This window comes from Nostoc sp., from assembly GCF_036917395.1.
Taxonomy (GTDB): Bacteria; Cyanobacteriota; Cyanobacteriia; order Cyanobacteriales; family Nostocaceae; genus Nostoc.
Window position 1 is genome coordinate 107,496 of record NZ_JBALDI010000043.1, and the last position, 24,488, is coordinate 131,983.

A 24,488-nucleotide genomic window follows, 5' to 3' on the forward strand; every position below is an offset into this window, starting at 1 on the left:
TGCTGCATTTACCGAATTTAAATTTTAAATTGATGAACATCTGAGTCCTACATACCGTCCCCAACTTGTGCGGCGTAACCTTGAATTGGTCGTGCGTATCCTCTATCTGGAGTAGTTTATGCAGATATTAGGTAGCCCCTGCCTAGTCTTTGGAAGAACTTCCATGTTTGGGCGCTTTGCTCATCACAATTTCAATTGTCAGTTAATTTCGACCTGAGTGTGACATTTGTATTGTGGAATCGCTAACTACAGTTTTTGCCCGATAGCGATATCGCCACATCACAAAACCAGTGATGAACAAAATTAATGGTGCAAGCCCAACGAAGACGTAGAAAATTCGGGATGGCAGTCCCCAGAAAGTACCGAAGTGTAAAGGGCCAAAAGAGTTGAGAATGCGTAGCCGCTTTGAAAATGTCGCTAGACATCGCCTAACGACATTTTCAAAGAACTATCCACTCGCAAAACTTTACCACTATATTGGTCAAGATAAACAGTACTTTGACCGTAGTCCTCAGTTTCTTGAGGTAGCTTAAAGCTAAACGTTAAGACTTCTTCTGGTTTATTTGGAAAATAAATTCTCCTAAGCGCTGCATAAGGATCTTGTTTCTGCGCGTTTGATTTAGGATTGCTATTAAGCTTTTTAATTCCCAAACGCTATGCAAAACCGCAATTTGACAGTTACCGACATTGTCCTAGACTTCCTCTTTAACTGCTTTGCCCATGATGACGTAGGTTAAGCTAATCGTCATTCTCCTAACTTCTCACTCGAAAAAATGGTTCCTTCCAGACGAGTTTATTTATTGTTGGTTTTGGGTATAGCGATGCCTACGGCGGGCTACGCCTACGCCCCGATCCTATCCTTATTTCTCGGCATTAGAGCAACGATCGCCATCACTTTGCTATTTGATGCGATCGTTCTCGGATTGATGGTTGTAGATGGTTTACGGGTGCGGCGTTCTCGCGTGCAAATTAGCCGCGAATTACCGTCACGATTATCGATTGGGCGGGATAATCCGGTGATCCTAAAAGTAACATCGCCAAATGCCAACGCCTTAATTGAAATCTGCGATTACTACCCAACAGGGTTTGGCGTATCTGCACCCGCACTCCGGGCTATTGTTAAGAGTAACAGCACCCAAGAATTGACGTATACCGTCAACCCAACACAGCGGGGAGAGTTTCCTTGGGGAAATATTCAAGTCCGACAGTTGGGACTTTGGGGATTAGCTTGGGATGATTGGCAAATTCCCCAAAGTCTGCCAGTGAAAGTTTATCCTGATTTAGTGGGGTTGCGATCGCTCACAATTCGTCTGACACTGCAATCATCAGGATCAATCCGCCAATCTCGCCAAACTGGTATTGGTACAGAGTTTGCCGAACTGCGGAACTATCGCACTGGTGACGATTTACGGTTTATTGATTGGAAAGCTACCGCCCGTCGGGTTGGGGCCTATGGGAATGCAACGCCACTGGTGAGGGTTCTGGAACCAGAACAGGAACAAACTTTACTGATATTGCTTGATCGCGGACGCTTAATGACAGCAAAAGTGCAGAATTTGCAGCGATTTGACTGGGGTTTGAATGCAACTTTGTCCTTAGCTTTGGCGGGGTTACATCGAGGCGATCGCGTGGGTATTGGTGTATTTGACCGCCAGATGCATACGTGGATTCCCCCAGAACGTGGTCAACATCATTTGAATCAGCTAATTGATCGCCTGACTCCAATTCAACCAGTGTTATTTGAATCTGATTATTTGGGGGCGGTGACAAATGTTGTGCAACGTCAAACTCGCAGGGCGCTGGTAGTGGTGATTACCGACTTAGTTGATGTCACCGCTTCTACAGAACTCCTGTCCGCACTCTCCAAGCTAGCACCCCGCTATCTCCCATTTTGCGTTACTCTGCGAGATCCGCAAGTTGATCGTCTGGCACACACCTTCACAGATGATGTTACAAATGCTTATGCCCGTGCAGTGGCACTCGATTTATTAATGCAACGACAAGTAGCATTTGCTCAGTTGAAACAAAAAGGTGTATTGATACTAGATGCACCAGCAAATCAAATTGCCGATCAGTTAGTTGAGCGATATCTGCAACTCAAAGCGCGAAATCAGCTTTAGTTAATTGCATTCATGAATCGAATGCGAGGTGCTCTTGTAAGCACCTCACAATCCATGTCTAAAGTGATGAAAGAGTTATAATCAGGATTAGACAACCAAAAAGTTGTTTTTGGTTAGTGACAATCCAGCAGATAGTTGTGCAAACTGTACCTTAGCAAATGCACCCGCACTGCCATCTTGGTCAAAGTACAGTCCACCTGTAGAATTATCATAGATAAATCGTTGAGCGATCGTCGTTGCAGATGCTCCAAGGGTAAACTGATTAGCTAAAAGTGAACCTATAGATAACCCGCCACCAAAACCAGCAGTTGATACCCGAATGATTTCATTAGTGGCATTGAAGTCATAAAGACGATCAACACCTTCGTTGTAACTATTGAAAGCAAAGGTATCAGTACCATTATTTCCATAGAGGGTGTCATTACCAAAACCACCTGTCAGGATATCATTGCCATCGCCCCCAGACAGCAGGTTCTTGCCTGTTGAACCGCTAGCACTCAAGGTATCGTTACCAGCACCACCGTTGAGAGTGTTATTGCCAGACGAGTGAGAGTCGATTGTGCTGCCTGAGTTGCGTTGTGAGTACGGATCTCCGCTGGGAAAGGATTCGATGTAGCCAGCGATGGAGAGAGAATCATTGCCATCGCCACCAGAAAGCAGGTTATCGCCTGTTGAACCGTTAGCACTCAAGGTATCGTTACCAGCACCACCGTTGAGGGTATTATTGCCAGACGAACGAGAGTCCGTAAAGGCGTAGGGATCTCCTCCGTAGGAGCCAGAGACAGAAAGAGAATCATTGCCATCGCCACCAGAAAGCAAATTATTGCCTGTTGAACCGCTAGCACTCAAGTTATCGTCCCCAGCGCCACCGTTGAGGGTATTCTTGCCAGACGAGCGAGAGTCGTAGTAGTCGTTTACGTACACGAAGCTGTAGTAGCCAGAGACGGAAAGAAAATCATTGCCATCGTCCCCAGAAAGGAGGTTATCACCAATCAGGGTATCATTACCCGTACCACCAATCAAGGTATCATTCCCCGCACCACCAATCAGGGTATCATTCCCCGCACCACCGCGCAGCAAGTCGTTGCCACTCAAGCCATTGATTTTATCATTACCGCCCTGACCATTAACGACATCATTTGAGTTATCTAAACCCGTAATATTGTTAGAGAGGTCATTGAGGAAGGTCACTGTGTCCTTGATGCCGATGCTCGTATCAGTAGAGTTGGCATCCAGGACATTAAAGCTGTCGATAATGCTAGTTTCCCCATCAAATAAGATATTACCGATAGCTGGTCTGGCTCCAGAAGCTTTCAAATTCTCCAAGTTTTCTAGTTTGAAGTTTTGCAGGATGACTTTAGCATCAGCCTCATCTTCATAGGTGATTTCCAGATTGTTGCCATTCTGGGTGAGCAGTAAATTTCGGGCAGTTAAGCCTGCACCTTGGAATTTTATGGTATCTACTTCGGCAATGACTTCTGCTGTCGGGTTGGTTCTTTTACCCATGCCACTGAAATTAGTGATAGTATCAGTGCCGTCGCCCAAATTGTAAACAAATTTATCCTTGCCACGGCCACCAGTGAGGATATCATTCCCATAACCACCATAAAGGGTGTTATTACCAGAGGCATTAGAGGCAGAGAGAGTATCATTGCCATCGCCCCCAGAGAGTAGGTTATCGCCTGTTGAACCGCTAGCATTCAAGTTATCGTTACCTGCACCACCGTTGAGAGTGTTATTGCCAGACGAGCGAGAGTCGTATGTGGTGGAGAGGTCGCGGGGTTCGTAAGGATCTTCGTAGGGGGTGTAGCTGTAGTAGCCAGAGATGGAGAGAGAATCATCGCCATCGCCACCATTGAGCAGGTTATCGCCTGTTGAACCGCTAGCACTCAAGGTATCGTTACCAGCACCACCGTTGAGGGTGTTATTGCCAGACGAGCGAGAGTCATTATTGAAGTAAGGATTTCCTTGGTAGTAGCCAGAGACGGAGAGAGAATCATTGCCATCGCCACCATTGAGCAGGTTATTGCCTGTTGAACCGCTAGCACTCAAGTTATCTTCACCAGCCCCACCATTGAGGGTGTTCTTGCCAGCCGAGCGAAGGTCGCCGCCATCTGGGTATTTGGTGTACTGGTAACCAGAGACGGAGAGAGAATCATTGCCATCGCCTCCAGAGAGCAGATTATTGCCTGTTGAACTGTTAGCGTTCAAGTCATCGTTACCTACACCACCGTTGAGGGTATTATTGCCCGCACCACCAATGAGAGTATCATTCCCCGTACCACCGCGCAGCAAGTCGTTGCCACTCAAACCGTCAATTTTATCATTACCCTCCTGACCATTGATGACATCATCTGAGTTATCTAAACCCGTAATATTGTTAGAGAGGTCATTGAGGAAAGTCACCGTGTTCTTGATGCCGATGCTCGGATCAGTAGAGTTAGCATCTAAGATATTAAAGCTGTAGGTGATGCTAGTTTGCCCATCAAACAGGATATTACCGATAGCTGGTGTTGTTCCAGAAGCTTTCAAATTCTCCAAGTTTTCTAATTTGAAGTTTTTTAGGATAACTATGGCATCAGGCACATCTTCAAAGGTGATTTCCAGATTGCTGCCATTTTGGGCAAGCAGCAGATTTCGGGCAGTTAAGCCAGTACCTTGGAATTTGATGGTATCCACTTCGGCAATCACTGCTGCCGTGGGATTTACACCTTTACCAATGCTAGCGAAATCGGTGATTGTATCAGTACCGTCACCCAAGTTGTAAACAAATTTATCCTTACCACCGCCACCAATCAGAGTGTCGTTACCCTTGTTAGCTGTGATGGTATCGTTGCCTGCAAGACCCTTAATCGTATCCGCGCTGTTACCGCCCAGTAAGATATCATTACCGTTGGTTCCAATGATATTTGCCATAATTTTTACCAACCTCAATCGATTTTTTCAGTAACTAAAGTTCTCAATCTGCTGTTAGTGCTGTTTTAGGGAACAAATAACTCGCCAAAATTTGACATTTTCGGCATAGTTTAACTTCACCGTTAAGGATCAGTAATATTTCTCGAAGATTCACCCTTTAAATGGCTTGTAAATAACACTTGCCAACTATTGAGAACTATCTAAATCTTATACACCGTACACAATTATCAGCGTGTGCATTCTAGTCAAATACATAGTTTCAGGCTTTTTTTAATTATCCTTGATTCAGTAACTTCGGCATAGCTTACAGCAGTTTCCATGTATTTGAACCACATCTGTCGTAGGGGTGCAAGGCCTTGCGCCCCTACCGCGTGGTCTATTTGCCTGAAAATAGCTGTAAACCAGCCTTCGCTGAAAAAACCTCGAAAAATCAAGCTGGAATGCCTAAAACTCATACTTGATAGTTGGTTTTGTTATCAATGCTTAAGTCTTACTGTCTTCAAAATAGCAAACAATTAACTCTTAATAGAGAATAGATATTTTTATAGCCTCGTTGTGGGCTATTGCCCCTGGGTGTCTAGCTTGAAAATAGGGAACATTTAAATAACCCGATAATGACTAGATACTAGCGTATTTACTTAGACATTTATACTGATTTCAGCAGAATCTTTACATATTCTTGATATTATTTGCCGACAAGTATATATTAGTACTTCTCTTCGTCTATTCTTCACATTTTTAAAGTTTATAGGCAATTATTTATTTGCAGAAAGCAGCAGGCAAATGCTCGAAGGACTGATCAAAAAATACATATTTGACTTTTGATCGCAGCGATACCTTTCCTGCGGAACGCTACACGTAGCAAGATCCCCGTAGGGGTATGGTAAGTAAGCTTCTCTACCAGAGGCGATACCAACGCTAACGCCTGGGTTGGGTGTAGATGCGGCTATGATCAAGATTAAGCGATGCCTGCGGCGGGCTACGCCTACGCCTGGCAATGTTTTCTATCTAAGCAAGAATCGCTATAGGTTACCAAAATTATGAGCGCAGACATGAACACTTTTAAACTATCCACACCCATGCCCAAAGTTGAGGAACAAAATCCAACATTTATTCTCTGCTAGCAGTAATTGTATTCAACAATCTAATGGGAGGTGCTTAAAATAGAACCTCCCATTGCGTGCCGCTTAGTGATAAAAGAACGCTAATTATGATTAAACAACCACAAAATTATTGTTGGTTAGTGACAATCCAGCAGATAATTGTGCAAATTTTACTTGAGTAAATGCACCCGTACTGCCATCTTGGTCATAGTACAGCGCACCTGTAATGTTGTCATAGATAAATCGTTGAGCAGTGGTCGTTGCAGATGTTCCGATGGTAAACTGACTTTTCGGAAGTGAAGGTGTTGATAACACGCCACCATAACCAAAAGCCGATACCTGAATCAGGTCATTAGTGGCGTTGAAGTCATTAATACTATTAACGCTGTCATTGTAACTACTGAAGGCAAAGGTATCATTACCGTTGCCACCTACCAGGATATCATTGCCATTGGCACTAGTGAGGGTATCATTCCCATTGCCACCGTTGAGGGTGTTACCATAATAATTAGAATTAGAGAAGCCAGAGACGGAGAGATAATCATTTCCATCACCCCCGTTAAGGATGTTTCCACCAGTAGGACCATTAACAATTAAGTAATCGTCACCAGTGCCACCGTTGAGGGTGTTTAAACCGGAGCCGATTGCTCCATTGGAAAAAGAGGAAAATAGAGAATCATTACCATCGCCCCCTGAGAGCAGATTAAAGACATCAAAAGAGTCAGAACCCAAAGAGTTAATACTTAAGTAATCGTCACCAGCGCCACCGTTGAGTGTGTTAGTACCTCCACTACCAATGAGAGTATCATTTCCCGCATTACCCCGCAGCAGGTCGTTACCAGTACCACTATCGAGGTAGTCATTACCTGTACCACCAATGAGAGTATTATTCCCCGCACCACCGTTGAGGGTGTTATTGCCAGAGGCGTCAAAGGCACTAAGAGAATCATTGCCATCGGCTCCAAAGAGCAGGTTATTGCCTGTTGAATTGTCAATATTCAATGTATCGTTCCCCGCACCACCGTTGAGGGTGTTATTGCCTGATGTGACAAAATGAAAACTTTGGTCGTAGTCGTTGCGGTAGTAGACAGAACCGGAGAGATAATCATTACCATCACCTCCATCCAGCAGATTATTGCCTGTTGAATTATCAATATTCAATGTATCATCACCAACGCCACCGTTGAGGGTATTCTTGCCAAAAGCGGTGGAGAATCCTGCGTTATAGTCAGCGTAGCCAGAGGCTATGAGAGAATCATTGCCATCGCCACCATTGAGTAGGTTATCGCCTTCTGAAAAGTCAATATCTAATGTATCGTTACCAGCACCACCGTTGAGGGTGTTATCGCCTAAAGAGTTAACAACGCCGTATCTGGTAGGATTGCCAGAGGCACTAAGAGAATCATTGCCATCGCCACCATTAAGTACGTTATCACCTTTTGAAGCGTTAACATTCAAGGTATCATTACCAACGCCTCCAGAGAGGAAGTTATGGCCTGTTGAATAGTCAGCAGTCAAGTAATCATCATCAGCACCACCGTTAAGGGTGTTATTGCCTGAGGCACCAACGATAGAGTAGTACTGGAAGCCAGAGACAGAGAGATAATCATTGCCATCGTCCCCAGATAGCAGGTTATCGCCTGTTGAATAGTCAACATTCAAGTTATCGTCACCAGCACCACCGTTGAGAGTATTATTTCCTGAGGTGTTGCTAGAGGCAAACAGAGAATCATTGCCATCACCTCCAGACAGCAGGTTATCGCCTTTTGAATAGTTAAGACCTAATACATCGTTACCAGCGTCACCGTTGAGGGTGTTATTGCCAGAGGCAAAATAGACATCTCCTCCATATGTATTGGAGTCGTAGTTGCCAAAGGCTGAAAGAAAATCATTGCCATCGCCCCCAGACAGCAGGTTATCGCCTGTTAAATCGCTAGCATTCAAGTCAAACATATTCCCCGTACCAGCAACGAGAGTATCATTCCCCGTACCACCAATGAGAGTATCATTGCCCGTACCACCAATGAGAGTATCATTCCCCGTACCACCCCGCAGCAAGTCGTTGCCACTCAAACCGTCAATTTTGTCATTACCCCCCTGACCATTCACTACATCATCTGAGTTGTCTAAACCCGTAATGTTATTGTCCAGGTCATTGAGGAAGGTCACCGTGTTCTTGATGCCAATGCTCGGATCAGTGGAGTTGGCATTTAGGACATCAAAACTATCGGTAATGTTAGTTTGCCCATCAAACAGGATATTGCCAATAGCTGGTCTTGTACCAGAAGCTTTCAGATTATCTAAGTCTTCTAATTTGAAATCTTTCAGGATGACTTTGGTATATGGTACCGCTTCAAAGGTGATTTCCAGATTGTTGCCATTCTGGGTGAGCAGCAGATTTCGGGCAGTCAAGCCTGCACCAAGGAATTTTAGGGTGTCCACTTCGGCAATTACTGCTGCTGTCGGGTTTGTTCCTTTACCTACGCCATTGAAATCAGTGATGGTATCAGTGTCATAGTTGCCGTCGTAATTGTAGTCGTAAACAAATGTATCCTTGCCGCCACCACCAGTCAAAGTGTCGTCACCCTCGTTACCTGTGATGGTATCGTTGCCTGCAAGACCCTTAATCGTGTCCGCGCCATTACTACCCACTAGGGTATCATTACCCTTGGTTCCAATGATATTTGCCATAACTTTTACCTACCTAAATCGATTTTTCCAGTAACTTCAGTTCTCAACCTGCTGTAAGTGCTATTTTCCGGCAGAAAAATTCGCCTCAATTTGATGTTTTCGGCATACTTTATCCGTCACCCTTGAGGAACAGTAATATTTCTGGAAGATTCACCTCATGAAAAGGCTTTTACGTAGCATTGCTAACTATCTCAAACTATCTAAGTCTTAAGCACTGTACAAATTAATCAGCGTGTATATTCACGATAATCGGTGATTTCAGGCTAAATTAATCATCTTTGTTCAGTAGAAATCACTGAACAAGCATCAAAAAATCTCACAATTGAATGCCTAAAACTCACCCTTCATATTTGGTTTTTTTGCCAATGCTTAAGTCTTACTAAAAGAGAAAATAGTCACAGTTGACTCTTGCTTAGGAAAGAAATTTTTCTGCCCTCCTTGTAGGCTATTCTGTGTGGGTGTCTAGCTTGAAAATAGAGAACATCATATCTCAATAGTCTCAAAATAAATACATAGTCTATATTTTACTTAAATGTCTATGTTGAAATCAGCATCTTTGCATATTCTTTACATTATTGACCGATAAGTCTATATATAAATACTGAACTTTGTGTATTCTTCATATTCTTTTAGTTTCTAGGCAATAACAAAGCAGAAAGCAGTAGGCAAATATTTGAAGGAGTAATACAAAATATATATTTTTACTTGGCGTTGCTGAATCACGGGATGATTTTGTTTAATGCGGAACAAAGTTTCACTGGTTCTAGCCGCCAATTCATCCCGCAAATATGCAACGTCTTTTACTTTTGACTGCTGCGATCGCTTCTGGTGCATCTGCTATGCGTAGCAACATTCCCGTAGGGGTACGATAAGCTTCTCTACCAGAGGCTATGCCAACGCTAACACCTGGGTTGGGCGTGGCTGCAACTATAATCTTGATCGCCTGACAATATCTTAATATTTAAGCAAGAATCGCTATAGGTTACCAAAATTACAAATGCAGAGATGATTAGACTTAGCCAAGAACACTTGCAAACCATCCGTACTCATGCCGAAAGCACTTACCCTGACGAGTGTTGCGGTATAATTTTAGGCTATCTGGCTAATGGTGGCAAAATTGTGGTAGAAGTCATGCCAACAGAAAATGCCTGGAATACAGAAGCGGCTGCTGAGTTTCCAGGGGAACGCACAGCAGAAAGTAAAAGACGACAATATGCGATCGCACCCGAAGTTATGCTAAAAACACAAAGGGAAGTACGCGATCGCTCACTGAACATTATCGGCATTTTTCACTCCCACCCAGATCATCCTGCTATCCCTTCAGAATGCGATCGCCTATACGCTTGGCAGGGATACTCGTATATAATAGTTTCCGTCCAAAACGGCAAAGCTGGAGAACTCGAAAGCTGGAGCCTTGATGATCATCATCAGTTTCAAGCAGAGGCAATTGAAAATATAATTTAACGGCTTAGTTTAAAGATAGTCACTCGTAGTGGTTTTCGCTGCCATCACGGATGAAAACTCGTCTTCCCCACTCTCTATATCCTATGAAGATACAGTTTTTCGATAGGATTAATATTCCCGCTCTCCCAGATGATAACTACTATGCTCAATCCCAATCTGGATGAAATCCAGTTGACTAAAGACGATTACGAACGCTACTCCCGACACCTGATTTTGCCGGAAGTAGCACTAGAAGGACAGAAGCGCCTAAAAGCTGCCAGTGTACTGTGTATCGGTACAGGTGGACTAGGTTCACCACTACTTTTATATCTGGCGGCGGCGGGTATTGGACGCATCGGGATTGTTGATTTCGATATTGTTGATACTTCCAACCTGCAACGCCAAGTAATCCACGGTACATCCTGGGTAGGTAAACCCAAAATTGAATCGGCAAAAAACCGCATTCACGAGATTAACCCCTATTGTCAGGTTGATCTCTACGAAACTCGCCTGAGTTCCGAAAACGCCTTGGAAATCCTCCAACCTTATGATATAGTGGTAGATGGTACTGATAACTTCCCTACCAGATATCTAGTTAACGATGCCTGCGTATTGCTGAACAAGCCCAACGTCTACGGTTCAATTTTGCGGTTTGAAGGGCAGGCTAGTGTATTTAACTACAAAGGTGGGCCAAATTATCGTGACCTTTTCCCAGAACCGCCACCACCAGGAATGGTTCCCTCTTGTGCAGAAGGTGGCGTATTGGGAATTTTGCCAGGAATTATTGGTTTAATCCAGGCAACTGAAACTGTCAAAATCATTCTGGGAAAAGGTAACACCTTGAGCGGACGGTTGCTGCTATACAACGCTTTAGATATGAAATTCCGAGAGTTGAAGCTGCGTCCTAACCCGATTCGCCCAGTGATTGAAAAACTGATAGACTACGAACAATTCTGCGGAATTCCACAAGCTAAGGCAGAGGAGGCAAAACAGCAGATGGAAAGTCAAGAAATGACCGTCAAGGATTTGAAGGAATTGCTGGATAGCGGTGCAAAGGATTTTGTACTGCTGGATGTCCGCAACCCACATGAGTACGACATTGCTAAGATTCCTGGTTCAGTCTTGGTGCCCTTACCAGAGATTGAAAATGGCAATGGCGTTGCTAAGGTGAAGGAAATGTTGAACGGTCACCGCTTAATTGCTCATTGTAAGATGGGCGGGCGATCGGCAAAAGCCCTCGCCATCCTCAAGGAAGCCGGGATTGTCGGGACGAATGTCAAAGGCGGAATTACCGCTTGGAGTAAAGAAATCGATCCGTCAGTTCCGGAGTATTAAAAAAAGGTAAGTTCGAGGGGTTATATGGTGTTCGCCTAATCAGCGGAATCAAAAGACCTCTCCCTGGTTTTACTACGCAAAACCGTCCCTCTCCGACTCAGAGAGGGAAAGACTTGAAGTTTAGTTGAAGTCAGGGAGAGGTTGATTGAACTCAGGTTAAAAATGCACAGCCCACTTTCGCTAAAGATTAAATATTGCTATAAGTGGCATTTCTCAAACGCATAGGCAGCTTCGCCTTCCCGAAGGGTAGGAACGCAGAGGTTTAATGCAAAAGAACGCAAAGTTCATCTCTGCGTTCCTCTGTGTTTAAAACCTGACTTTCTTAATTATGAATGAGCTACACGTTTAACTTGACTCAGCAGACTGTGCAGTTTTTCCCCTTCAATGACTTCTGTTTCTAAGAGTTGAGTAGCGATCGCTTCTAGCAAGTCTCGATTCTCTCTAAGAATATTTAGGGCTTGTTCGTGGGCTGTTTCCACGATTTCCTTGACTTCACTATCAATAGCTTTGGATGTGTCTTCACTCACCGCCCGCCGGGGATTAGCTGCACCATTACCCAGGAACATCGCTTGTTGTCCTTGTTGGTAAGCCAATGGCCCTAAGACTTTGCTCATACCATAGGCTGTTACCATCCGTTCTGCCAAGTCAGTAGCTCGTTGCAAATCGTTGGAAGCACCTGTGGTAATACTATTAAATACAACCTCTTCGGCGGAACGTCCACCTAATAGAGTCGCAATCTGACCGCGTAATTCATCTTCATTCATCAAAAAGCGGTCTTCAGTTGGTAATTGCAGAGTGTAGCCCAAAGCTGCCATCCCACGGGGAATAATCGAAATCTTTTCTACACGTCCGTTTCCTGTTGTTAGCGCCCCGACCATTGCGTGACCAACTTCATGGTATGCAACAATCTTTTTCTCAGTCTCGTTCATCACGCGACTCTTTTTCTCTAAACCGGCGACTACCCGCTCAATTGCTTCGGCAAAGTCTTCTTGAGCAATACTTTCACGGAGATTGCGAGCTGCCAATAATGCCGCTTCATTCACCAAGTTTGCCAAATCTGCGCCAGCAAAACCGGGAGTACGAGTGGCGATCGCTTTTAGATTGACATCATCTCCTAATTTTACCTTTTGAGCGTGAATCTTGAGAATTGCTTCACGATCAGATAAATCGGGACGGTCTACCAATACTTGGCGGTCAAAGCGGCCTGGACGCAGCAATGCCGGGTCTAGTACTTCGGGGCGGTTGGTAGCTGCTAGCACAATTACCGTTGCATCCCCAGCTGCAAACCCGTCCATCTCTGTTAGTAATTGGTTGAGGGTCTGTTCCCGCTCATCGTTACCACCGTAGAAGCCGTTACTGCTACGAGACTTACCGATCGCATCTAATTCATCAATGAATACAATACAAGGAGCCTGTTTCTTTGCCTGTTCAAACAAATCCCGCACTCTGGAAGAACCCACACCAACAAACAGTTCCACAAACTCCGAACCAGAAATGCTGAAGAATGGAACTCCTGCTTCTCCTGCTACGGCTTTCGCTAAAAGTGTCTTACCTGTACCTGGAGGGCCAACTAACAGCACACCTTTAGGAATCCTAGCGCCAATTTGCGTAAAGCGTCCTGGAGTCTTGAGGAAATCCACAATTTCCACTAACTCAGTTTTTGCTTCTTCTACCCCAGCCACATCTGCAAAGGTAATTTTAGCTGATTCACCTTCAACGTAAACCTTAGCTTTGCTCTTACCAATGGAGAGAACACCTTGGGGACCACCGCCACCACCACCACGGGCGAGAAAGAACTGCCAAATGCCAATAAAAATCAGTGGTGGAATCACCCAACTCAAGAGGGTTGTAATCCAAGTATTCTTGGGTGGAGGTGTAGCAGCGAACTCAATTCCTTTTTGTTCTAGCAGTTTGGGTAACTCTAAATCGAAGATTGGTGTAGTTGCAAACACCTGGCCCGGCTCGGCATTTTCTGTTTTTAGTTGGTAAAGGATCTGGTTTTGACCAACGGAAACGCGGCTGACTTCCCCTTCTTGTACTTGATGAATAAATAGGCTATAGGGAACGCCAGCAGGACCAGAAGCAAATAAACCAGGCAAAAATAAATTTAAGAGCAGGAATAGCCCTGATACTGCCAGCAATATATTAGCAATGATCCGAAACCGAGGTGACTTAGGCTGTTCTTTAATTGCCATAAATGTTGTTACCAATCCTTAGAATGAAAACTGTTAAGAATGTGACTTTCTGCGAAAATCGGCATATTTACCATCCGAATAGTTGAAGCAGCTTATACTGTTTCCAACCAATCAAAAATTTGGGCTAACTGATCCAGTGTTACCAGCCCATACTGCCAGAGAGTCATGGCTAGAAAGTTGGGGGTCTGCTCACAATGTCGCAAAGCAAGAGAAATTGCTCCATCAGAAATACCCAACTCCTCCTCTAAAAAATGCACCAATTGATCTGTAGCTGTCATAGTAATGTTAAACAATGTTAAATAAGTCTTATTTCTGAGAGAGCTTGACTTGTGTGATGTAATGTCTAAGCTGCATCACAAAGTTGTTCAGTTTGTCTTGATTGTTAAGGATACTACCACTTCTCATAAATTCTCCTATCTAGCAATGGTTACAGTCTTTTTTTATTTATGTAACTAAACTTAACAATTAAATTAATCTTTGGGAACTAACGAGCAAATACGGTTTACCGTACTCAAAGAGTTAAAACTACTCGAAATGAGAGAAAACGCAGATATTGGAGACGTAAAGATAAATCCCCGTGTGATGTTCATTTTTCACCAATAATTTCTATCTTTAGATAGATATATACAATCTGGAAAGTGATGTGTTTATGATGGGTTGTTCAGTGACGTAAAAACTTTACCAGAATTACACCTTGCATATTGACACTGTTTAGATATTCATATGAATATCTAATTAAGTCGGTGAGAAAAATTCAATGTATATAAAAAAATATAAATTGGAAGTAGAAGTAGGGTGTGTTATGCCGTAGACTAACGCATTTTGAATTGTTAACGGTGCGGTGCTTGGCGACAAGGCAACGCCCTTCTCCTGACGGAGACGTCAAAGGCGAACGGGTGACGCTCGCGGACTCGCTACCGCTACGCTAACACCAGTCGCCTACAAAAGGAAACCAACTTGGGTGCGCTGGTTCACCAGTTGCTACAACTTTGGGAAAGTTCGCAACGCACTGGCTCCCCTACATTTAAATTTCTCAACATAGCTTGAAATATTAGCGCCGACTTACTTAAGTGATTTTTAAGAAAGGAGTCTAGACGTGAGATTACCGATTTTCGTTTCGCTTGTAATATCGTTAACAGCATTAGTCGATTCTGCGTTAGCCAAACCTCCAAAGACTTCAGAACTGTGGGATCACAGAACAACACAATTAGCTGCACTACAGCAAATAAAGTGGGGCGATAATGCCTTAAATCTACATGGACGGGTAAACCAAGATTTCGCATTTATTTGCCCACCAAATGGTTATATTTACAAGGTATGGGGCACTGACGTTTATACTGACGATTCCTCAATTTGCAATGCGGTTGTACATGCCGGATTAATCACAACTAAAAATGGTGGACAAGTGAGAATTAGAATTCGTCCGGGAGCAGGTTCTTACTATGGGACGACGCGTAATGGAGTGAACAGCCGAAACTACGGTAGTTGGGGAGGAAGTTTTATTTTTGTTAGATGATGACTATCAGTCGTTCGCTGGAAAATTCCTGTGGCAAACAACGACTTTGCCTTGGAACATAAAATCAAATTGTTGAAATGACCTCGTTTATCCTAGCTTTCACAAAGCTATTAAACAAAATATAATCAATTTATCTTGCAGTTCTCCAAAATTAAAAATGTTAGTCATGAAACTTCATTCTCTTAATATCCAACGCCAAAAATCAATGTTTTTTTATTCTCTGGCAATGACAATATCGTTAGACTTAATGACTGCATAAGCTTCTTTTCCTTCAGATAGTTCCAACTCTTCTGCGGAAGCTCTGGTGATAATAGAGGTTAATTCTACTTTATGAATAATCTCTAAAGTCACCTCACTATTAACTGCTCCATAAATAACTCGTTTAACAACACCTTTAAGAATATTGCGAGAGCTAACTTTTAGTGATTTCTTTTGAATACTACTTTCTCTCTCAGGCTTTTGAGTGTAAGTATCTTCCTGTTTTTCCTGTTGACTTGGTGGTGAGATTAGTGCTGGTGAGTGCTGATTGAGACTACGCACGAGTTCCCGCAGAATCTCAGTCTTGGTGCGTTGAGACTGTTCACAAAACTCCTCCAGAATCTTCCGCTCGTCCTCTGAGGTTTGAAATGTGACCCATCCCTGTTCTTTTCTTGGCATAATAATATTATCAATTTTGGCTATCTTGGTAAAATTCTAGCAAGTATCAATTCGACATGTCGTTTTAGTAATAACATTTTTTTTGTCAGAATTTTCGACATTTTTAGCGAAAATTAACCAACTAATCTGATACAGATAAGTAGATAAATATTTTTTTTGTAGGTGGAAAATATTTTGTTGCTTGAGAATATCTAACCGTCACTCCATCAATACCAACTATAATGGTATAAAATTGGACTATGGTATTTGTTGAGATAGCGATGCGTACACAATGGTAATCTGGCAGAAAAAACCGTATTATTAGCGGTTATGTAGAACGCTCTAGCTTGATTGAATGTAAAGAAGGCAAGTGTAGCGACTATCAACAAGTCTTTCATCCAAAAGAACGTTTTGAGCAACATTTTTCTTGCTGAATAAATCGTCGTCAAGTAGTAGGTTAGCCATAACAAAAAGACTAATTAACTGTTAAAAAGAGTATACTCAACTTTGAGCTAAAAAACCACTATTCCCGATTGAGAAACCGGGGTTTAATTTCCTCGTGACTCCTGTCAATTCACTCCCCATTACCCCTTATCCCCAGAGAGACTTTCGCCATTTACAGAATAAATTTATCGCCAGAATGATGCTCATTGGTACCACTAGCATCTAAGCTAGTACGGGTGAACTATATCGAGTATGGAATGTCTGACTTAATTCTGTTTTGGCATCGGCGTGATTTACGCATTTCTGACAATACGGGACTGGCTGCGGCAAAACAGCAGAGTCCGAAAGTGGTAGGGGTGTTTTGCCTTGATCCGAATATTCTGGAACGGGATGATGTCGCTCCTGTGAAAATAACTTATATGATTGGCTGTTTGGAGAAACTCCAAGAGCGATATGCTAAAACTGGTAGCCAGTTATTAATACTCCACGCCAATCCTGTACAAGCGATACCAGCTTTAGCAGAGGCAATAAATGCCAAAGCTGTTTTTTGGAATTGGGATGTAGAACCTTATTCGCAAGAACGCGATCGCACCGTTATAAATGCTCTCAAAGAAAAAGGTATTCAGTTTCTTAACCAAAACTGGGATCAAATCCTCAACTCCCCAGATGAGTTACGCACGGGTGGTAACAGTCCTTACACGGTTTACACCCCCTTCTGGAAAAATTGGATTAGCAAGCCGAAGGCTCAACCAGTAGAAACACTGCAAAATGTTGAGGGGTTAACGGCAGCTGAACAGGAAATTGCAAAACTTGCAGGAGCGATCGCATTACCTTCAGCGAAAGATTTAGGATTTATTTGGGATGGAGAATTGATTATTTCACCCGGAGAGGCGGCGGCGCAAGAACGGCTAGAGGAATTTACTACTAAAGCTATTACTGAATACCAAGAACAGCGGAATTTTCCCGCAGTTCATGGAACATCGCAACTGAGTGCAGCTTTAAAATTTGGCGTAATTGGCATTCGCACCGTTTGGCAAGCCACTATAGAAGCACAAGAAAATAGCCGCAGTGAGGAAACAGCAGTTAATATTCGCACATGGCAACAAGAATTAGCTTGGCGGGAGTTTTATCAACATGCAATGTATAACTTCCCCGAATTAGCTGATGGTGCTTTCCGTGACACCTTCAAAAACTTTCCTTGGGAAACTAACGAAGAATATTTTCAAGCTTGGTGTGAGGGGAGAACTGGCTACCCGATTGTAGATGCAGCAATGCGCCAGTTAAACGAAAGTGGCTGGATGCACAACCGTTGTCGGATGATTGTCGCCAGTTTCCTCACTAAAGACTTGCTAATTAATCCCCAATTAGGAGAAAAATACTTTATGCAGAGGTTGATTGATGGGGATTTATCTGCCAATAATGGCGGTTGGCAATGGAGTGCTTCTAGCGGCATGGACCCCAAACCTGTGCGGATTTTCAACCCAGCCAGTCAAACACAAAAATTCGATTCAGAGGGGGAATATATTCGGCAATGGGTATCAGAATTGCGGTCTGTAGATACAGAATATTTAGTTACTGGTAAAATTCCACCTTTAGAACGTCACGCTGTTGGCTATCCTGATCCAATTGTAGATCATAAAATACAACAACAGCAGTTTAAACAGCGTTATCAACAGCAAAAAAACATTAGTAATGGTGAGTAAAATTGTTGATTTTTTCATAGACACTCCGAAAATGACGTAGGCATAATTAATGAATTGTGCCTACCAAGGATTCTGGGCAACGCATAATTAATTTATGGAAATGTCTAATGTTTAATTAAGGCTGATATGGCATCATAATACGAATCTTGCTCCATCTTAGCTTGCTGCTCTTTAACTTCAAATGGATTTCAAAAGTTTTTCTGAGCTACGTGAGTTTATTCGCCGCTACAACTCAACATCTATTCTAGAGATTGGAGCTAATAAATGCTGGCAAAAGTGGGAAACCAAATATTCAGATCCTTTAGATTGGTTGCATAGTAATACTGAACGCAATTATGCTGTTCGACTCATGTTACTAGCTAGTGCAGGTAATCCCTATCGGCATGGGGATATTAGTGTTGAGACGTTTGACAGCTTAATTAATGCTTACCATAATTGGGATCAGCATACCATTTCAGACAAACGTATTCTTGATAAAGAAGCAGAAGCCCTATTAAGTTATATCCGAAAATGGGAAATTGATAATGAGAAAATAGCGCGTAATTGGTCGATCAAATTGAGTAATATTTTGGATTTAGAAGTAATTCGCGATCATATAGCTGGTTTATTCCTACAAAGGCTAGTAGCTTTTCAAAATGCAGGTTTAGGATACCGAGTTGCTCGCATACATCGAACGATAAAATTTATTGAGCTACTGGATAAACATTCAAATAAAAAGTTTTCAGATGATTTTTTAGAGCGCACAAAACTAAGTCCAAAAAATTACTTCAAACAAATTTTAGGTTGCTTAATGGTGTTTGGAAATTTTTATAATAAAAAAGGATTATGGGATTTTTCTCAACTTACCGATATAGATGATAAAGTTCAAAAACAAGGTATTAACCCAGAAAATATAAACATATTTGTTAAGCAAAATAGTGAGCTTTTTTCTTCAAAAGCTGGTAATTCCTTTCGGAATAGAATCAATCAAACACTTAATAGTGTTCCTGATTATTATCAACCTCTATTTTACAATTATTTTCTAGAAGTTCCTTTTATTAAATTGAATAATGAAAGATTCTGTTTGCCAGATCCCTTTTCTTTTACGGAATCTTGTTGGAATCAGATTAGAAGTCTTGTTTTCGAGGATAGTACTAGAAAAAGGTTAGAAGGATTATTGAGTCGCTCATTCGAGGATTATCTTGAAAATACACTTCTTCCTTTTATTATTCCTAATTCTTTTCAGAGAATTCCCGATGTCAAAAATCCTACCTCTAGCAAAGAGAAACGTGCTGATTTTCTCATTGAAACTTCAAGTTCATATATCGTATTAGAATGCAAAAGTAGTATTATGTCTGCCGATACAAGCGCCTATTTCCATGTTGATAAACTTGCTGATGTTTGGTGTCGAATTCATTCTGCATTTGAGCAAATTGGCAACACAGTAAAAGCTTTAAATCTTCACGACAAGCCAGTGATTTCTCTAATTTTAACTTTTTATGACAGTATTGCTGCATCTACAGTATTTGAAGAGATGGTAAAGCAAACTGACTATTGCTCTCGTATGGGTTTGAATATACCGCCAATTGTGCATTCTCTACATGAGTTTGAACATTTGATTTCTGATAGAAGTCTTAATAATTGGGCAGAATTAATCCTTTCAAAACAGACTAATTCTTCTCCTATACAACGTGATAATAAAGGACATAATTATGGGCATTTAAAAAATATTTCAATTCTTTAAAGTTTATCTAAAATAACCCAGACGAGTTAAGATATTATCCTAATTTAACAATTCAGGTTGCTGGAGTTCAACGAGTTACAACGCTAATACGATATTACGTCTTGACAGGTAAACGAGAAATTGTCCATAAAATGAGCAGGAAGATTAAGTAAATTGCGCCAACTAGCCCAAACTCAATCAGAGGAATATAGGTTACTTCGTAAATTCTGCCCAAGCCGCGTTCAGTCAGTCCATAAACGGTCAGTACACTCACTAAAAAGGCTCCGTAGATTGTACGTTTAGTCAAGATACTAACAGGTAGACCGTGGAGTTGGGTAAGCACCAGAATGCCAATAAAACCAAAGAGAAATGTTGGCCACTTGCTTTGTCCTAGCATCAGTGATACAACAACACTATGTAAAACCACCGTAATTTCCAAAGTGAATGTCCACCAACGGTTTACATGGGTGCGGTTAAAGATTAACGACGATTGGAGCAGAAGCAAGAACATATAGAGAAAACCAATTAAGTGCCCCACAGTCGCTTCCATTGGATGATACCAAAACGTATAGATAGCGGCGAAGGAGAAAAAGTAGCCGTGGTACAGCTTGATAATTTGTAAAAACTGTTGATGGAATGGAACAGAATTGCCAAAAAACAAACCGCGTCGAGGCGTTTCTAAAATCAGTACGAAGACCAGTAGAAGGACAACCGCACCTTGGGAAGCCCAAATTGAAGTATCTTGAGCTAAAGCATCGTACCAAATATAGGTCTGGAGAAAGTGTAAAGCAATGAATGCACCATTAATGGCAAGCATAAGGTAATTAATCGGATGCAACGCTGATTTGTATTTCAACTGCGATCGCTGCGCCCACAAGATACACGCCCAGATGCTAAACTGATGCCCAAGGTACATGCCCCAAGCCGTCGCTCGACTCCAAAAGGTCGGATTGGGAAGCTTCCAGTAGTACCAGTTTAATCCTTGGTCAGGAAGTTTGATGATGGTTGCAGGAATGCTCCCACCGATCCAAATTCCGTAAGTGAGGAGGATGCTTACAAAGATGCCTAAAAATAATACTCGGCGACCTGTCATACTAATATTTAGATTTTAGATTTTAGATTTTGGATTAAAAGTCTTTAGTATAAGGCTGTTCAAAAAATTATTAAGCTTGGTTATCGAAGCTTTCTGAATCCTGAATCCTTACCTTTTTACTTTTAAATCAGGATTTTCAGGCTACACGTTCTGTCTTTGATTCAGATGCGCTTTTAGTCACTCGCAAACTAAGAGTCAAAGCTATCAGCACTATTAAAGATCCACTCAAAAAAGGAGCAGAACTCCCAAATTTCATAAAACTAACCCCTGCCCACGTTGGACCACCAATGCGTGCCAACGCAGAGCAAGAACTGGCAATTCCTAATATTTGTCCTTGTTCTTCTGGGGGGGTCATCTGGGAAATCAGGCTGTTCAATATTGGTTGACTGACACTAATTCCCCATGCCAAAAGTGTGGTGGACACCAACAATAAAGTTAAGCTTTGTGAGAATCCAATTAGCAGTAATCCTAAACCTAACCCTAATATCCCCAAGATAAGTAACTTTATTTCACCCAAGTGTTTCTTGAGGAATCCGATGAGTCCTCCTTGAATGATTGTGCTGACAATCCCCATGAAAGCAAAAAGATAACTAGTTTGTTGAGGGCCCCAGTTTAATTGCTGCTTAGACCATAAAGCCAATGTCGAGTCCATAGCCGCAACAGCAAAGGTTACTAAAAAGTAGATGCCAAGAAGCATACAAAACTGGGGACGCTGTGACAGGTGTAGCAAGTTCAGCCGTTGCTGACGGTAGCGATAAGCTTTTATTTTGGCTTTAGTCTCAGAATTTAGAGATTCTGGAAGTAACATCAAAGCACAAAGCAATGCCAATAAAGATAATCCGGCTGCGAACAACGAGGGTAGATGGAAGTTAGCGTTGTCCGCATCAGACCCAATCAAAAGACCTCCAATCGCTGGGCCAAGAATGAAGCCAAGACCAAAAGCTGCTCCGATTATGCCCATGCCACGAGCTCGATTAGTTGGCGTGGTAATATCTGCTATGTACGCCTGAGCAGTAGCAATATTCCCTGCCATAATCCCGGCAAGACTACGAGCAATAAACAAAATCCATAATGAGTTGGCAAAGCCTAACCCAGCGTATGCAATTACAGAACCGAATAAAGTAAATAATAAAATCGGACGGCGACCGTAGCGATCGCTAAGACTACCCCATAATGGTGCAAATAAGAACTGCATTAAAGAATAAATAGCTACAAGTAGAGTCGCTTCATTAGGTTTTGCGCCGAATTGTTCAGCATACAAAGGTAGTATCGGCAGGATAATTCCGAAGCCGAGCAAGTCTATAAATACAGTTAAAAATAAGACGAATATAGCCCTGCTATTATTTGTACTCTTCATAAGTGCAATTCCCTTTTATAAAAAATATGTGTAACTTAGATTAGTTTTATGGACATTAGGGAACACTTAATAATAAAGATTCCATTGAATGCAACCAGTAATCAGTTCAAGCAAAATGCATTAATTTGAGTGTGGTTGAGCAAAATAGCGTGGAACAAACCCATTATAAAAATCAAGCCAATAATACTACTAATGAAAGCAACTATGAACTCGTGCTTCCGTATAGCTTTTTGGATCTTAGCGTCTATGATATTTTCTAATTCTTTGTATGACATTGACTTTAATTTGGTTAAAGATAAGAATTATGTGGAACTTACGTCTGACAGAAGTTTGAGTATGTCCGAAACCTCGAACTTATTCAATGAAAGCTATTTCTTCAACGCTGTGGGAGTGTCAAAATAATTCGTAATTGATAATGACGCTTGCGGACTCGGTACCGCTACTCTAACGTAATTCGTAATTACAATCAGTGTTAGGCGATTTCCGGAAAATAAATTACCCGATAGACCGATTGAGTCAGTTCTGATTCTCTACTGGAAAAAAGACTGTTCTAACTCGCCTGGTAATTTCTTATTCAGAAATGTCCTTAGTTCTGAACTCATCACTGATAGCGACATGAAAAAGGCAGTTCGCTTACCCCAATGGGAAAGCAAGCTAGCAAGAGCGTCTCTTAGAGAGCGTCTTGCAGAACACCCAATCAGAGATTTTGGTCTGGGCTGGTGTACACTCTTCAATTACGAATTACGAACTTGTATTGAGTGCAGCCGAAATATTAGTAATTATTTGGCCAAGTACCTTGGCGTAGTTTCAAAACAGCACCTGAAATACCAAAAGCTAATATCGCCAAGGTATAAGTTGGTTCGGGAACTGCAAGAATACTTAACTGATTAATAGCCAAGGCGTATTGTGGATCAGAACTGCTAAAAACGAGTCGCGAGATATTTGGAGTATCACTACGAATCCCTAAGAACACTGCCGAATTATCTAATGCTAATGACGAAGTACTTAGAGCGGAGAAACTACCCAACAGGTTATTGGTGCTATCAAAAGCGGTGATAAAAGTTTCAACTTCCAAATTACTAATGTCTACTGCTATCTGAGCACCAGCACCAAAAACTGGCTGGGCAAAACTAATGCTAAAAGGCCCTCCATTCCCCTGAGTCCGAGGATCAGGAGTACCAGGAGGAAGAGGTTGAAAACCTGTTGGATCTATACCTCCGAAGAGAACAAAATCTCCTTGAGCGAAGTTAGTCCGAATGCCAGGTGGAGGTAAAGTTTGAAAGACAAACGGTGGAGTAATCTGAGGTTTATTAGTTGGAGCTATATTTATATCCAACCCTAAACCACCTTGTGAGGTTGCTAAAAAAGAGTTAGGTAAAAAAGTAGAAAAGTCAGGAGCGGAGGGATTGAATACTTTACCTAAACTTCCCCAATCGACTTGATCATTGCTTTCCAAAATAGCGCGTTCAGTTACTAAAAATGTAGCTGCTTTAACTGGTAATGGAAGAACCGTTATTATAGCTGTGATTGCTGGTAGATATTTGACAGATAACTTAAATAATTGATTGCTCGTAAAGGCCACAAGCCTTCCTCCTTAATTTTTTAGAAAAATATCATCAAAATGCAATAATTCAACACCCAGGATGAGGCAATGCATTGCTCTGGTCGAGATAGTTGTTCGCGTAACGTCTTTGACAGGAGAAGCAACTGCTATGTTCAATGGTTATTTTGCCAAAACTTCTTGAGGGCTAGGTGGTGAGAGTTGACACAATTCATACTTTTACCAGCCTAATCCCGTTTTTACAACACAACTTTTACCCTGAGGTACAAAGACAATTACTTGTGTTTGTATCACTGACTAGGAAAGTTATTGGCTGAGATAGTTTCAGCTTACAGGTCAGCTGTGGTAGATACCCCAGCCAAAGATTGGGACACATCCAAGTAGTAGTGCAAAATAAAATATACATTTGTCATTGTGAATCAAGTGAAGTGAAATGAAGGAATTGCAAGGGTTTGGGATTGCTTCGCTACATTAATGGACATAATAATATATACCTTTGTAGTTTTACGGTTCAAATATATTTGATCGTTGTAATATTTGCATATTACAACGAGCTGAATTATAAAATTCTGATGAAATATACTTAAATATAATTAATCTTATTTTATATATGTGGTGAAAGAAAAATGCATAAAAATTTAGGTTTCTTAAAAATTTGTTATTGTGTCGGAAA

General features: G+C 41.9%; 15 protein-coding genes and 1 pseudogene. 6 read left to right on the forward strand and 10 right to left on the reverse strand.

All coding sequences use genetic code 11. From position 1 onward, the window contains the following. Positions 1-202 precede the first annotated feature (202 nt). A complete protein-coding gene (locus V7K46_RS15890; RefSeq protein ID WP_335114760.1) occupies positions 203-394 on the reverse strand; it encodes a PepSY-associated TM helix domain-containing protein in 192 nt (63 codons plus the stop codon). A gap of 379 nt (positions 395-773) precedes the next feature. On the opposite strand from V7K46_RS15890, the gene V7K46_RS15895 reads away from it, so the two are divergent. Then, on the forward strand, positions 774-2,120 hold the full coding sequence (locus tag V7K46_RS15895; protein ID WP_335114678.1) for a DUF58 domain-containing protein: 1,347 nt from the start codon (positions 774-776) through the stop codon (positions 2,118-2,120). An 87-nt stretch (positions 2,121-2,207) separates the two neighbouring features. Here the strand turns inward: V7K46_RS15895 and V7K46_RS15900 are convergent, their stop codons facing one another. The 3 genes and pseudogenes from V7K46_RS15900 to V7K46_RS15910 form a co-directional block, all read right to left on the reverse strand. Continuing rightward, a complete protein-coding gene (locus V7K46_RS15900; RefSeq protein ID WP_335114680.1) occupies positions 2,208-5,036 on the reverse strand; it encodes a beta strand repeat-containing protein in 2,829 nt (942 codons plus the stop codon). A 1,214-nt stretch (positions 5,037-6,250) separates the two neighbouring features. Further along, positions 6,251-8,830 (reverse strand): annotated as a pseudogene (locus V7K46_RS15905) (beta strand repeat-containing protein); the annotation flags it as partial. Between the two features lie 636 nt (positions 8,831-9,466). After that, a complete protein-coding gene (locus V7K46_RS15910; protein ID WP_335114684.1) occupies positions 9,467-9,664 on the reverse strand; it encodes a hypothetical protein in 198 nt (65 codons plus the stop codon). Positions 9,665-9,835: 171 nt separating this feature from the next. Here V7K46_RS15910 and V7K46_RS15915 point away from each other — a divergent pair, with 171 nt between their 5' ends. Together V7K46_RS15915 and moeB are read left to right on the forward strand one after the other, a co-directional pair. Next, a complete protein-coding gene (locus tag V7K46_RS15915; RefSeq protein ID WP_335114686.1) occupies positions 9,836-10,294 on the forward strand; it encodes a M67 family metallopeptidase in 459 nt (152 codons plus the stop codon). Positions 10,295-10,435: 141 nt separating this feature from the next. Further along, positions 10,436-11,608 (forward strand): molybdopterin-synthase adenylyltransferase MoeB, encoded by a 1,173-nt coding sequence (gene moeB / locus V7K46_RS15920; RefSeq protein WP_335114688.1) that lies wholly within the window; start codon positions 10,436-10,438, stop codon positions 11,606-11,608. 326 nt (positions 11,609-11,934) lie between these two features. On the opposite strand, the gene ftsH4 is transcribed toward moeB, so the two are convergent. Together ftsH4 and V7K46_RS15930 are read right to left on the reverse strand one after the other, a co-directional pair. Beyond that, positions 11,935-13,803, reverse strand: coding sequence for an ATP-dependent zinc metalloprotease FtsH4 (gene ftsH4, locus V7K46_RS15925; RefSeq protein ID WP_335114690.1), 1,869 nt, complete (start codon positions 13,801-13,803; stop codon positions 11,935-11,937). A 92-nt stretch (positions 13,804-13,895) separates the two neighbouring features. Further along, positions 13,896-14,081 carry a DUF2949 domain-containing protein gene (locus V7K46_RS15930; RefSeq protein WP_335114693.1) on the reverse strand — a complete coding sequence of 62 codons (186 nt, stop codon included), beginning with the start codon at positions 14,079-14,081 and terminating at the stop codon, positions 13,896-13,898. Between the two features lie 818 nt (positions 14,082-14,899). Here V7K46_RS15930 and V7K46_RS15935 point away from each other — a divergent pair. Further along, the gene (locus V7K46_RS15935) at positions 14,900-15,319 is read left to right on the forward strand and encodes an LCCL domain-containing protein (RefSeq protein ID WP_335114695.1); all 420 of its coding nucleotides are present in this window, start codon (positions 14,900-14,902) and stop codon (positions 15,317-15,319) included. Positions 15,320-15,532: 213 nt separating this feature from the next. Here V7K46_RS15935 and V7K46_RS15940 read toward each other — a convergent pair whose 3' ends face one another. Further along, positions 15,533-15,976, reverse strand: coding sequence for a TOBE domain-containing protein (locus V7K46_RS15940; RefSeq protein WP_335114697.1), 444 nt, complete (start codon positions 15,974-15,976; stop codon positions 15,533-15,535). Positions 15,977-16,656: 680 nt separating this feature from the next. Here V7K46_RS15940 and V7K46_RS15945 point away from each other — a divergent pair. Continuing rightward, the gene (locus tag V7K46_RS15945; protein WP_335114699.1) at positions 16,657-18,102 is read left to right on the forward strand and encodes an FAD-binding domain-containing protein; all 1,446 of its coding nucleotides are present in this window, start codon (positions 16,657-16,659) and stop codon (positions 18,100-18,102) included. Between the two features lie 181 nt (positions 18,103-18,283). Beyond that, a complete protein-coding gene (locus tag V7K46_RS15950; protein WP_335114701.1) occupies positions 18,284-19,825 on the forward strand; it encodes a hypothetical protein in 1,542 nt (513 codons plus the stop codon). A gap of 94 nt (positions 19,826-19,919) precedes the next feature. On the opposite strand, the gene V7K46_RS15955 is transcribed toward V7K46_RS15950, so the two are convergent. From V7K46_RS15955 to V7K46_RS15965, 3 genes are all read right to left on the reverse strand, one after another. Beyond that, on the reverse strand, positions 19,920-20,897 hold the full coding sequence (locus tag V7K46_RS15955; protein WP_335114703.1) for a hypothetical protein: 978 nt from the start codon (positions 20,895-20,897) through the stop codon (positions 19,920-19,922). A gap of 136 nt (positions 20,898-21,033) precedes the next feature. Beyond that, positions 21,034-22,254: an MFS transporter gene (locus V7K46_RS15960; protein ID WP_335114705.1), complete on the reverse strand. Its 1,221-nt coding sequence runs from the start codon at positions 22,252-22,254 to the stop codon at positions 21,034-21,036. A 772-nt stretch (positions 22,255-23,026) separates the two neighbouring features. Continuing rightward, positions 23,027-23,836, reverse strand: coding sequence for a hypothetical protein (locus V7K46_RS15965; RefSeq protein ID WP_335114707.1), 810 nt, complete (start codon positions 23,834-23,836; stop codon positions 23,027-23,029). Positions 23,837-24,488 lie beyond the last annotated feature (652 nt).